Annotated in this window: 11 protein-coding genes; 7 read left to right on the top strand and 4 right to left on the bottom strand. The window is 66.3% G+C overall.

Annotated elements, in window-relative coordinates; genetic code table 11:
* Both cyoD and BN1263_RS01230 read left to right on the top strand, forming a co-directional pair.
* Entirely contained in the window at nucleotides 1-333 is a 333-nt protein-coding gene (cyoD, locus tag BN1263_RS01235; protein WP_005411473.1) for a cytochrome o ubiquinol oxidase subunit IV, read from the top strand.
* A gap of 11 nt (nucleotides 334-344) precedes the next feature.
* A complete protein-coding gene (locus BN1263_RS01230; RefSeq protein ID WP_058978982.1) occupies nucleotides 345-1025 on the top strand; it encodes an SCO family protein in 681 nt (226 codons plus the stop codon).
* 104 nt (nucleotides 1026-1129) lie between these two features.
* On the opposite strand, the gene BN1263_RS01225 is transcribed toward BN1263_RS01230, so the two are convergent.
* Both BN1263_RS01225 and BN1263_RS01220 read right to left on the bottom strand, forming a co-directional pair.
* A complete protein-coding gene (locus tag BN1263_RS01225; protein ID WP_058978980.1) occupies nucleotides 1130-1708 on the bottom strand; it encodes a hypothetical protein in 579 nt (192 codons plus the stop codon).
* Nucleotides 1708-3474 (bottom strand): S8 family serine peptidase, encoded by a 1767-nt coding sequence (locus BN1263_RS01220; protein WP_058978978.1) that lies wholly within the window; start codon nucleotides 3472-3474, stop codon nucleotides 1708-1710. The genes BN1263_RS01225 and BN1263_RS01220 overlap by 1 nt, the downstream gene beginning before the upstream one ends.
* Before the next feature lie 309 nt (nucleotides 3475-3783).
* Here BN1263_RS01220 and BN1263_RS01215 point away from each other — a divergent pair, with 309 nt between their 5' ends.
* Complete coding sequence (locus BN1263_RS01215; RefSeq protein WP_021201954.1) at nucleotides 3784-4224, top strand: DUF2231 domain-containing protein; 441 nt, start codon at nucleotides 3784-3786, stop codon at nucleotides 4222-4224.
* A complete protein-coding gene (locus tag BN1263_RS01210; protein WP_058978976.1) occupies nucleotides 4217-5527 on the top strand; it encodes a PQQ-dependent sugar dehydrogenase in 1311 nt (436 codons plus the stop codon). Before BN1263_RS01215 ends, BN1263_RS01210 begins: the two co-directional genes overlap by 8 nt.
* Before the next feature lie 132 nt (nucleotides 5528-5659).
* On the opposite strand, the gene BN1263_RS01205 is transcribed toward BN1263_RS01210, so the two are convergent.
* Nucleotides 5660-6322, bottom strand: a complete 663-nt coding sequence (locus BN1263_RS01205) for an exopolysaccharide biosynthesis protein (protein WP_058978974.1) — start codon at nucleotides 6320-6322, stop codon at nucleotides 5660-5662.
* 149 nt (nucleotides 6323-6471) lie between these two features.
* On the opposite strand from BN1263_RS01205, the gene yidA reads away from it, so the two are divergent.
* From yidA to BN1263_RS01190, 3 genes are all read left to right on the top strand, one after another.
* Nucleotides 6472-7305 carry a sugar-phosphatase gene (gene yidA, locus BN1263_RS01200; RefSeq protein ID WP_058978971.1) on the top strand — a complete coding sequence of 278 codons (834 nt, stop codon included), beginning with the start codon at nucleotides 6472-6474 and terminating at the stop codon, nucleotides 7303-7305.
* 379 nt (nucleotides 7306-7684) lie between these two features.
* The gene (locus tag BN1263_RS01195; RefSeq protein WP_058978969.1) at nucleotides 7685-10003 is read left to right on the top strand and encodes a TonB-dependent receptor; all 2319 of its coding nucleotides are present in this window, start codon (nucleotides 7685-7687) and stop codon (nucleotides 10001-10003) included.
* A 95-nt stretch (nucleotides 10004-10098) separates the two neighbouring features.
* Nucleotides 10099-10485, top strand: a complete 387-nt coding sequence (locus BN1263_RS01190; RefSeq protein ID WP_058978967.1) for a hypothetical protein — start codon at nucleotides 10099-10101, stop codon at nucleotides 10483-10485.
* 188 nt (nucleotides 10486-10673) lie between these two features.
* Here BN1263_RS01190 and BN1263_RS01185 read toward each other — a convergent pair whose 3' ends face one another.
* Complete coding sequence (locus tag BN1263_RS01185) at nucleotides 10674-12173, bottom strand: YifB family Mg chelatase-like AAA ATPase (protein ID WP_058978965.1); 1500 nt, start codon at nucleotides 12171-12173, stop codon at nucleotides 10674-10676.
* Nucleotides 12174-12672: the final 499 nt, after the last annotated feature.

The following is a 12672-nucleotide window of genomic DNA, read 5'->3' as shown; positions in this document are numbered from 1 at the left end:
ATGGCCCACGTCGAAACCTCGCGCGCCGGCAATGCGCACGGCTCCACCAAGTCCTACCTGATCGGCTTCGTGCTGTGCGCGCTGCTGACCGTGGTGCCGTTCGCACTGGTGATGAACCCGGTGCTGTCGCGGCCGCTCACGCTGTTCCTGCTGGTCGGCTTCGCGGTGGCGCAGATCCTGGTGCAGCTGGTCTATTTCCTGCACATGGACCGCAAGTCCGAAGGTGGCTGGAACCTGGCCAGCTTCGTGTTCACCCTGGTGATCCTGTTCATCATCGTCGCGTTGTCGGTGTGGATCATCTGGAGCATGCACTACCACATGATGATCAACTGAGCCTGCGAACCGTGAAAGGCATCGCGTTCCCCCAACGTGGCCTGCGGCTGGCCGCAGGCCTGCTGCTCGGCCTGCTGGCCGGCTGCAGTGCGCAGTCGCGCATGGACTTCTACTCCAAGGACATCGCCTGCGAAGAGCTCGGCCAGCACTGGTCGATGCCCGACAGCCGCGGCGCCTTGCGCGGGCCCAAGGATCTGGAGGGGCAGGTGACCTATCTGTTCTTCGGCTTCACCAGCTGCCCGGACGTGTGCCCGACCACCATGGTCGAGCTCAGCCAGGTCAAGCACCTGATGGGCAAGGATGCCGACCAGCTGCAGGTGGTGTTCGTCAGCGTTGACCCGGCCCGCGACACCCCGGAGGTCGCGCGGACCTACGTGGAAGCGTTCGACCCCAAGGCAATCGCGCTGGTCGGCAACGAAGCGCAGCTGGCGGCGATGGCCAGCGACTTCAAGGCGTTCTACGAAAAGGAACCCGGTCAGGTACCGGATACCTACACGATGAGCCACATTGCCGGCGGCTACGTGTTCGACCGCCAGGGTCGACTGCGCCTGTTCGCGCCCTATGGCATGCCGGTGGACAAGCTGTTTTCCGACGTGCAGCGCCTGCTGCTGGAGCCCGCTCATCCCGCCGCCGGCAACGACGCACTGGCCAGCTGCAGTCTCAAGCAAAGCGACACACTCGCCGCGCGCTGACGTCACCTCCACTGCGGTGGGTGCCGACCGTTGGTCGGCACTTCCCCACACACCCATCCCCGGCCGGCCAGGAGAGCCAACCGGCCGGGGCACCACTCAACGCCTTACTTGGTCTCTTCCCACTGCACCACGTCCGGCTCGGTGGCGCGGATACCGGCGGTGGACAGCAGCTTGGTGCTCGCATCCAGCGCCGCGTTCACCGACGGGTACTCCACGATGGCCTGGCCAGAGGCCTTGGAGACCTTCACCACGGTACCGCCAGTGGCGGCGGCTGCGCGCTGGGCCGAGGCTGCATCGGTGAAGAACACCTTGACCCGCGACGTCGCCACCACCGGCGCGCCGTCACGTGAGACCGCCGCCGCGAACTTGCCGGCACCGGCATCAGCAGGCGCCGCCGCTGCGCCATCCAGCGTACGCTTGGTACGCGAGCTGGTGGTCGCCGCCGCCTGCGGGGTGATCGTGAACTGACCGCCGCTGGCCTGCTTCACGGTGGTCGAGGGGGATAGCTGGAAGCGCGTGCCGCCCACATCGAACGAACGGCCGGTAGCGGAGGCCTTCAGTTCCTGCGCGTCCACGGTCGACAGGGTCCTGGCTGGAGGGGTCTGCCCCGAGCTCTGTGCCCAGGCAGGGGAGGTCATCGCCGCGAAGGCGAGCGTGCTCAACAGAATGGTGGTCTTCATCATCAGTGCCCCAGAACGCGGATCTTGAAGAATTCGAGGTTGCCGCGCGAAGCTGCGGTCGCGACTTGCCCCATGTCGGTCACTTCCAGCGTCCAGGTGCCGCTGGCATTTTCATCCAGGAAGGCATTGCTGGACAGCAGGTCCCAGCTGGTGAAGTTGCTCTGCGCGCCACCCGTGCCCGAACCGATCGCGGTGAACGCCGGCTGCACCACGCTGCGGGTGCCGCTGGGCGACACCAGCACGAACTGCAGCTGGCGCGTGTTGCGGTGGTTGACCCGGAAGCCCAGCTGCACGCTTTCGATGTTGCGCGCGCCGTTGGCCAACTGGAAGGTCAGGCGTGCGGCGGCAGCCGAGGTGTTGCCGATGGCCACGGTACGCGTGGTGTTGCGCCAGCCGCTGTCGACCAGCGCACCGAGCGGCTGGAAGTTCTCGGCGACCTGCACTGCACGTGCAGCGTTGACCACGCCGAAGCCATACCAGTTGCTGTAGGCACGGCCGGCAGCATTCACCGTCCAGCCCGGCACCAGCGTGCGGCCGTCGGCCAGCGTCACCGCCGGCTGGTTCGGGTGGTTGCGGGTGGCGGTGGTGGCCAGGATGTACTTCACATCGCGATAGGACAGGTTCGGGTTGGCTTCCAGCACCAGCGCCGCCACGCCCGAGACCATCGGCGCCGACGCCGAGGTGCCGTTCATCTTGGCGGTGTAGTTGCAGGTGCTGTCGATGGCCGACAGGTTGCTGTCCAGCGTGTTCTGGCGGTTGGTGTTGGTGTTGCTGCCCTGCGCGCATCCGGTCACGTCGGTGGTGACGATGGCCGGGTCGTACGCGCGTGCCACCAGGCCGGGGGCGTACTGGGCCTGCAGGCCGTACTCACCGCCAAAGGCCGAGACCCACAGCGCCGAGCCGGTGGAGGAGTAGGACGAGCGCACGCCATCGGCACGCACCGCGCCTACGGTGATCACGTTGAACAGGTTGTTGCGCGGATCGCGTCCGGCCGGCACGCAGCCGGTATTGCGGTTTTTGGTGTCGGTGGTGCAGACATCCTGGGTCTGGCTGATCGAGGCATTGTTGAAGTTGTTGCCGGCCGACTTCACGTAGATGCCGCCACGGCCACCGCGCGTGCCCGACAGTGCCTGCTCGTACGAACGAATCGTGTTTTCGCTGTACGCCAGCGGCAGGTTCGGATTGCCCGGGCCGGCACCCCAGCTGTTGTTGAACACCTGCACGTCGGCCGACTCCGCGCCGTCCCACCAGGCGTACTCGATGTTGCTCTGCTGGTTGCCCAGGGCCGAGCGCGAAATCGGGTTGAAGCCTTTCAGCGTCGCCGCCGGCGCCACACCGCGCACGCCCAGGTTGTTGGCGCCCACCGCGCCCGCAATGCCGCCGACCATGGTGCCGTGGTTGTCGACATCCGGGTTGGTCGGGGTGGGGTTGTTCGAGCCATTGGTGAAGTTCTTGCCGGCCACCGCCGCCACGTTGGCGGCCAGGTCCGGGTGCGCGATCTGCAGGCCATCATCGACGATGGCGATGGTGACGCCCTGGCCGCGGATGCCGTTGCGGAACAGGCCATCCACGTTCAGGTCGTTGCCGGCCACCGGCAGGGTGTCAGCCGGGACCGTCTGCCCGGTGTTGAGCAGGTGCCACTGTATCCCCGCCAGTGGATCGGCCTGTTGGGCCTGGGCGGTGACGGCCAGGCTGCCCAGCACCAGGGCAGTGGCAAGGGCCAGGCGCGCAGAGCGCGGTGGCGCGGAGCGTTGCGTGTGTCGCTTCATACACGAATCCTTCTGTTGTGAATCGGCATGGCAGGACGGCGGGGCGGAACTGCCCCATCGCAACGAGCCAAACGCGACACAACGAAGAACCCCCTACCTCTTCACACACCCAATCTGCAGATGTGCCGATTGCGTCACAAACGCTTATGCCACGGGGTAATGACGACTGCCGAGCCCCGCATCTGGTGGACGCCAACCCTGGCTGGCACCCGCATCCACGCATGGCGTGGATCTACCATGTGTCATCGCGCGCCCTCACATCGCGCTGTGCTACTACAGCCCGTGCACCCTTCCGCACGGAGCACGATGATGGTCAATCCGCTCGCCCAGGCCCATCGCGGCCTTGGCACCACGCTGTTCAGCCTGTTGAATCCGATACCCTTCGGCTTCTTCGTCGGCGCACTGATCTTCGACGCGATCTATCTCAACAGCGCCGAGGTGATGTGGGGCAAGGCAGCCGCCTGGCTGATCACCTTCGGCCTGCTGATCGCCATCGTGCCGCGCCTGATCAACCTGTTCGCGGTCTGGCGCCGCAACGGCACGGCCACCCGCATCGACCGCATCGACTTCTTGCTCAACCTGGTCGCGGTGGTGCTGGCCATCTGGAACGCCTTCGTGCACAGCCGCGATGCGTACGCCGTTGCGGTGCCGGGCACGATCCTGTCGGCGCTGACCGTGGCCCTGATTGCCTTGGGCCTGATCCTGCTGTCACTGCAGCCGCCGGTGCTCCAGGGAGGTCGTCATGGCTAAGCACATCCTGCCCACCATGGGCGCCCTGGCGCTGGCCGTGATGCTGTCGGCCTGCGCCGGCAAGGCTGAATACCATCCCGCCGACCAGTCGGGCCCGCAGCCGCCGCTGCCCAAGCCGGCCAACTTCCTGATGCCGCCGATGCAGGTGCCCAAGGGCGTCGGCTGGGCTGATGGACAGACCCCCACGGTGGCCGAGGGCCTGAAGATCGAGCGCATCGCCGCCAACCTGCAGCATCCGCGGCGCCTGCTGACCCTGCCCAATGGCGACGTACTGGTGGTGGAAGGCAACGGCCCCGGCGAAGAACCGGTCACCACGCCCAAGCAGTGGATTGCCGGCAAGGTCAAAGCGCGCTCGGGCAAGGCCGGCAAGGGCGGGAACCGGGTCACCCTGCTGCGCCGCGCGCCGGGAACGAACACGTGGACCCAGCATGTCTACATCGAGGGCCTGCATTCGCCGTTCGGCATCCAGCTGATCGGCGACACGCTGTACGTGGCCAACACCGGCAACATCATGCAGTACCACTACGTGCCCGGCGAAACCCGCATGTCGGACAAGGGCCGCGAGTTCACCGACCTGCCCAGCACCATCAACCACCACTGGACCAAGGAACTGCTGGCCAGCCGTGATGGCCGCAAGCTGTATGTTGGCGTGGGCTCCAACAGCAACATCACCGAGAACGGCCTGGCCGTCGAATACCGCCGTGCGGTGGTGCTGGAAGTGGACGTGGCCACCCGTGGCAGCCGCATCTTCGCCTCGGGCATCCGCAACCCGACCGGCCTGGACTGGGAGCCGAGCACCGGAAAGTTGTGGGCTGTTGCGAACGAACGCGATGAGATCGGTGCCGACCTGGTGCCGGATTACCTGACCTCGGTGAAAGAAGATGGTTTCTACGGTTGGCCCTACAGTTACTACGGTCAGCACGTGGACGAGCGCGTGCAGCCGCAGCGGCCGGACCTGGTGGCCAAGGCGATCGTGCCGGACTACGCGATCGGCTCGCACGTGGCGCCGCTGGGCCTGCTGTTCTATACCGGCCAGGCACTGCCGGCGCAGTACCACGGCGGTGCCTTCATCGGCGAACACGGCAGCTGGGACCGTTCGCCACTAAGTGGCTACGAAGTGGTCTACGTACCGTTCAAGGACGGCAAGCCGACCGGGCGGCCGCAGACCGTGGTCAGCGGCTTCGCCTCGAAGGACGAGAAGACCCTGATGGGTGCACCGGTGGGCATGGCGATGGACGCCGAAGGCGCGCTGCTTGTGGCCGACGACGTGGGCGACGTGGTGTGGCGGGTGTCGGCGAAATAGCTGTGTAGCGTCGAGCCACGCTCGACTGCTGTGGATCCGACCTTTGTAGAGCCGAGCCCATGCTCGGCTTACGGGGCGCAGCGCGCGGGTTTCCGTGCACCGAGCGAACAGCAGCCGAGCGTGGGCTCGGCTCTACAGTTCGGCGGTACTGCTGCGGAACCCGCTGAACACCGACTCGGTGGCAAACCCCACGCCGCCCAACAGCACGCCGAAATACACCACCGTTGCCACCACGAAACCATAACCGGCCGCCACGGCCGCGCCATCGCGCTGGATGAAGCCAATCGCAAACGACATCAGCGCCAGTGCCGGCAGCGTGTTGCTGAAAGGAATCGGCCCGGCCGGCGCCATCAGCAGCAGGGTCGCGAACACCAGCATCAGGTTGTTCAGGCGCATCATCTTCTTCGAGCGCACCATCACCGCCAGCCGCATCGGCCGCGAAAGCCGCTCCATGCGGTGCACCCACTTCAGCGCACGGCTGAGGTTGGCCTTCAGCTTGTCGGTGGCGATCTCGCGGCGCGCCAGCTTCTGCGGCACCCACAGCGGGCGGTCGCGCACACGGCTCAGGCCGATCAACAGGATCGAGGCGCCAAACACGGTGCTCAGCCCTGGAATCGACACCGGGATGATGAAGATGGCCGAGAGCAGGATCACGATCAGCAGCAGGCCCTCATCGCCCAGCGCGCTGAGCAGGGTGCCGACGCGCACCTGGTCGCCGGGCAGCTCCTCGATCATCTGCTCGATCTGCTGGGCCAGGGGCGCGCTGTCATTGGTTTCGGGGGCACGGTAGGTCATGCGTCGCAAGGTTCTCCAGGGAAGGGCGGTCAGCGGGCCGTCTTGCGGTGGGGGACGCACAGGCCCCTGAAGTATCCCGGCCAACGTGGGCAAAGAGGTGAACCGGGCATGAGGGGGTAAACTGGCGTGCCCCGCACGAGTTGAACGCAATGGACATGGGCCGCAGGCAATCGACCATCGAACTGGTCGCCATCGACATGGATGGCACGCTGCTGGACCCATCGCACCAGCTCACCGCACGCGCTCGGCAGGCCATCGCGCAGGCGCGCGCGCTGGGCGTGCACATCGTGTTGACCAGTGGCCGCCCGGTTCCGGGCCTGGCGCCGTACCTGCACGAGCTCGGCATCACCGGCAACGACGACTACTGCATCGCCTGCAATGGCGGCCTGGTGCAGCGCATCGGTACGCGCGAAACCGTGGTCGAGTATCCGCTCAGCTTCGACGACTTCCTGTTCTGCGAGCAGGTCGCCCGCGACCTGGGCGTGCACTTCCAGGCGCTGGACAGCCAGCGCATGTACACGCCCAACCAGGACATCAGCTACTACACCGTGGCCGACTCGCATCTTTCGCGGATGCCGCTGTCCTATCGCCGCGTGGAAGACATGGACCCGTCGATGTCCTTCATCAAGCTGATGATGATCGACGAGCCCGAGGTACTGGATGCCGCCATCGCGCGCCTGCCCAGCGAACTGACCGAGCGCTTCGCGGTATTGAAGAGCGCGCCGTACTTCCTGGAAGTGTTCGACCACCGCGCAGGCAAGGGCCCGAGCCTGCAGAAGCTGGCCGAGCATCTGGGCATCGACCGCGCCAACGTGATGGCCATCGGCGACCAGGAAAACGATCTGACCATGCTGCAGTACGCCGGTACCAGCGTGGCGATGGGCAATGCCATCGACGCGGTGAAGGCGGTGGCGCGGTTCGAGACCACCAGCAATGCCGATGAAGGCGTGGCGCGCGCGATCGAGCGTTTCGTCCTGCAGTAACCACGCGTCCCTATGCCCTGGTAGGTGCCCACCTCATCCGCCCCGGTGGGTGCCAACCTTGGTTGGCACACGAGCACCGACCAAGGTCGGCCCCCACCACGCCGAAGCTATACCCACGTATAGCCCACCCATCCCCACCGCCATCGGCGCTGTACCACGGTGCAATGGCGGATGCGGCAGTGCGATGTAAGAATTTCGCACGTTGAAATCACGCCATCGAATTCTGAGGCAGAGGATCGTCTTCCTCTGCCACTGACCGGCGCGCACTGCGCCGTCACCCCCAACGCAACCGCATCGCCAGCCAGGGCGCCGACACCGGTGCTGCAACGCGCTGGGCGTGCGCCTGCGCCGCTCTCTCCCTGCACACGGATTTACTGCCATGAACACCCCACCCACGACGCGCCTCGCCCTGGCCATCATCGCGGCCATCACCGCACCTGCCTACGCAGCAGACGCGCACGACGCCGCGCTCGACACGCCCACCACGCTCAATGCCCTGCAGGTCATTGCCACACCGCGCGGTGCGGCCGTGGCACCGACCCAGGTGATCGGCCCCAACCGCTACATCATCAAGGCCGAAGACCTCGACGCGATGGTCACCGGCAACAACGGCCTGGCCATGCTGAAACAGGTGCCCGGTGCCAGCTACACCGCCACCGACGGGCTGGGCCTGGATATCTCGGCCACCAGCCTGTTCGTGCGCGGCTTCCGCATGAACGAAATGGGCATCACCTTCGAGGGTGTGCCGCTGAACGACAACGGCTTCCTCTCGCTCACCGGCACCAGCGTGGTGAACGTGGGCGTGCCCGATGGCATCGGCGCGATCACAGTCAGCCCCGGTGGTGCGCCGGTCAGCGTGTTCTCCAGCAGCGTCAACGGCGGCAGCCTGGAATACCGCCTGCGCGACCTGCAGGACACGCCCAGCCTGCGCGTGAAGCAGGGCGTGGGCAGCAACAACACGCTGGTCACCACCGTGTCCGGGCAGAGCGGCCAGCTCGGTGAGCATGGCCCGAAAGTGCTGGTCGACCTGCAGCGCGTGTCCACCGACAAGTACCAGGGCGAGGGCACGCAGAACTTCCTGCGCGGCGACCTGAAGCTGCAGCAGGACGTCGCCTGGGGCGATGTCACCGTGTTCCTGTCCGACAGCAAGGCCAAGGTCTGGGGCTACAACAACATCTCCTTCGACATGATCCGCAAGCTGGGCTGGAAGGCCGACATCTTCTATCCCGATTATGCGTGGGCGTGGTACGTGGCCTCGCCGGAAAACGCGGACAAATCCTGCGGCGCCTACACCTGCGGTGAGCTGTCCGAACTGATTCCGTACGACACCGGCCAGACCACCCGCGACCGCGTTTCCTCGATCAACCATCGCTTCCAGATCACCCCGGCGCTGAGTGGCAACGTGCAGCTGTACAACGCCAACAGCCACACCCAGGCCACGCTGACCGACCCGACCGTACCGTCGCCCAACGGCGCACCGTTCTCCGAACAGGTACAGACGCCGCGCCTCAACCGCCTGGGCGGCATGGTCAACCTGCAGTTCGAGACCGGCGCGCACACCTTCACTGCCGGTTTCTGGCAGGAGAAGAGCAAGGCCGCGGCCAAGACCGAGTGGTACCAGCAGCCACTGCTGGGCGAGGGCCCGCCGCTGAAGGCCACCGGCCCATTCGATGTGTATGGGCCCGCATTCAAGACCGACAACGCATCGAGCTGGGTGACCCGCTCGCGCCAGTTCTACCTGCAGGACGGCATCGTGCTGAACGACACGCTGAAGCTGGGTGTCGGCTTCAAGGCCGTGGACTTCCGCACCCGCGGTGGCGGCCTGGGTGATGCCAAGGACCGGCCGGTGAACGGCACGCTGCGCGCGAAGAGCAACTTCCTGCCGCACGTCTCGCTGTTCTGGAGCCCGACCGAATCCACCGACGCCTTCATCGACCTGGCCAACACCATGAACGGCTACCGCGTGGCCCAGCGCGGCAACATCGGCTACACCGCCTCGGCATGGACCATCACCGACCAGGAAGAGTTCGACCGCGTGGCCGGCACGCTGCGCCCGGAGAAGAACTGGAACCTCACCGTAGGCGCGTCGCATCGCTTCGATCGGCTGACGATCACCGGCGACGTGTTCTACAACGACATCCGCAACCGCCTGCTGTCGGCCGCCATCGGTACCCAGTTCGCGCAGATCAACACGGTTCGGCTGATGCCGAAGATGCATGTGATCGGTGCCGACCTCGGCATCACCGCCGACCTGACCGACCACCTGCAGTTCTATCAGGGCGTGGCCGTAGCCCGTTCGTACTACGACAGTGATTTCGTGGTGGGCGACACGGTGTACCCGATCAAGGGCAATGCCCAGCCGGGCTACCCGCAGATCTCGCTGGTCAGCGACCTGTCCGCCCACTTTGGTGACTGGCGTTTCGGTGCCACCAGCACCTCGTACCTGCGCCAGCCCTTCACCTACGAGAACGACATCCGCGTGCCGACCTTCTGGCAGGTCAACACCTACGCCGCCTACCGCTTCGGTGCCGATAGCGCGATGCCGGGGCTGGAGCTGCGGCTGGACGTGAGCAACCTGTTCAACCGCCACAACATCGGCACCGCCACCATTGCCGGCTCGTCGTTCTCGGGGGATTACCAGACCCTGCAGCGCAGCGCGCCACGGCAGCTGATGTTCAGTACCTCGATGGCGTTCTAGGTAGATCCACGCCATGCGTGGATAGCTGACCCCTGCCAGAAGCACGCCTTGCGCAATCAACAGGGATTTTCTGACGGCGACGCAAGGTTCCCACAATGTTGCTGGGTCATTCTGTTGGCATGGCACAGCAGACCCCGCCAACCCGGTTGTTCGGCATCCGAGGCCCAGTACGGCCCCGGCAAGCGCTGTCCGTGGCGCTCGCATTCGACCTGCGGGCCGAATACCAGTTCTGGCAGGTCTACGAACGCATGGTCCGCCCGCTACCCGGCGGGGGGCTGCCTCAAGCGTGGCTGGTGTGCCAGAAGGTGTATCGCGACCGTTGGCAGCACCCGGACGACAGCGACGAGGCGGCGTTGTCGCGGGTGCTGTTTGGCGGGAACATGACGGCTGGCCGGGCGTCGGAGCTGGCGGAGCTGCACGCGCTGGTCAGCCGTCGGGTGGCGCTGCTGGCGAAGCGGGGACGGGTGGATTCCGCAGCGTGATGCGCGGGGACGGCCTTGACGTCGCCCGGAGGGCCATGACCCGCTTTGGTTGCCCCGCTGCCGTGACCCGCGCTTGGTAGAGTCGACTGTTAGTCGACTGCCCTTCGCGTCGGCCCACCAAGAGACCGCGCTGCGCGCGCGAGTCGACTAACAGTCGACTCTACCAGCGACCACTCGGGACGGTGCTTCTAGGGCTTTCCCCGATCCAACTGTCGGTAGCCGATCGCCTCGGCCAGATGCGCCGTCTGGATCACCTCGCAACCCGCCAGATCCGCAATCGTGCGCGCCACCCGCAGAATCCGGTGCATCGCCCGCGCCGACAGCTGCAGGCGCTCGATGGCCTGTTCCAGCATGTCCTGATCTGCCTCGCTCAGTCGGGTACAGGCCCGCAGTGCCGCCGGCGGCAGATGCGCGTTGAGCCCGCCACGCACCTGCTGCTTGGCATGGGCGGCTTCCACCCGTGCACGTACCGCAGCACTGGGCTCCCCCAGCGGCGTGCTCTCCCGCAGCTCCACTGCGTCCATGCGCGCCACACTGATATGCAGGTCGATACGGTCCAGCAACGGACCAGACACCCGCGCACGGTAACGGTTGATACGCTCGTCGCTGCACAGGCAGCGGTTGCTGCGGTCACCGGCCCAGCCGCAGGGGCAGGGATTCATCGCCGCCACCAGCTGGAACCGCGCGGGATACTGCACGCTGCGTGCCGCGCGGGCGATGCGGATGTGGCCGGACTCCAGCGGCTCGCGCAGGGTTTCCAACGCACTTCGATTCCACTCGGGAAGCTCATCGAGGAAAAGGACACCGTGATGGGCCAGCGAGATCTCGCCAGGGCAGGGCGGATTGCCGCCACCCACAAGCGCCGCCGCGCTCGCACTGTGGTGCGGTGCCCGGAAGGGCCGCTGCCGCCATCGTCTTGGGTCCAGCCCCTCACCGCTCACTGAGGCAATCGCGGCCAGCTGCAACGCCTCGGCTTCCTCGGTGTCCGGCAACAGGCTGGGCAGGCGCGAAGCCAAGAGCGTCTTGCCGCAGCCAGGGCTGCCGATCAGCAGAAGGTGATGACCCCCCGCTGCGGCAACCTCCAACGCGCGCCGCGCATGCGCCTGCCCGCGCACGTCGGCCAGATCGGGCAGCGGCAACGGTGACGTGTCCACGCGCTCCACGGGTGGCAGCAGGCGCGGATTGCCCAGCCCGGCACAGCACTCCAGTAGCGTGCGCGCCACGCGCACATCAGCGTGCTCGGCCAGCGCCGCCTCGGCGGCATTCCCTGGCGGCACCACCAGAATGCGCCCGGCGTCTGCCGCAGCAATCGCCGCCGGCAGCGCTCCGGCCACCGGTCGCAGCTCGCCGGTCAGCCCCAGCTCGCCCAGGAACTCGTACTGCAGCAGCGACTGCGGATCGACCTGGCCACTGGCCGCCAGGATGCCCAGCGCGATGGCGAGGTCGTAACGCCCGCCTTCCTTGGGCAGGTCGGCGGGTGCGAGGTTCAGCGTGATGCGTCGCTGCGGAAAGTCGAAGCGCGCGCAGAGCAGGGCGGCACGCACGCGCTCGCGTGATTCGCGCACGCTGGTCTCGGCCAGGCCGACAATCTGGGTGGCGGGTAGGCCGCCAGAGAGATGCACTTCCACCCGCACCAGCGGGGCATCGACCCCGGCGCGTGCACGGCTGTGGACCAGCGCCAGGCTCATGTGTGGTTTCCTGCAGATGGATGTTCGATGGTGCGGCAGGCATTCGGCATGGCGCCATCGGGCATTGCGGGTGAGACGCCTAGGGGGATTCTGGTCAAGGGCGATCCTTTTCCCTGAACAGATATCGCTGCGCATCAGGAGTCGCCTCGCTGAAGTGCCAAGATCGCGCCATCGATCTAGGATGGCTGTGGCTGTGGCTGTGGCTGTGGCTGTGGCTGTGGCTGGTGCTAGCTGCTAGTTTGATCTGCTAGGGGGGAATTTGCGGACTGGCTTGAGGAATGCAAGCGCAGATTGGGGAACGCCCTGCCAGCAATGTCGGAGGGCGTACACACGCAGCACGAGCGGCAGCTGAGTAGATGCAGGACGCCAATGCTGGAGCGATGAGAATGCTACAAGGAACGACCGAGGGAGATTTTAGGTGGGCTGATGCCAGCCGCCGACGCCCAGCAATTGTGGGCCGGATCCGCCACAATGAAAACTCGCTTCCAGAGCCCTCTAC

This window comes from Stenotrophomonas thermophila, from assembly GCF_001499715.1.
GTDB lineage: Bacteria > Pseudomonadota > Gammaproteobacteria > Xanthomonadales > Xanthomonadaceae > Stenotrophomonas > Stenotrophomonas hibiscicola.
Note: the sequence above shows the minus strand (reverse complement) of the source record. Positions and strands in the feature narration are given on the sequence as shown.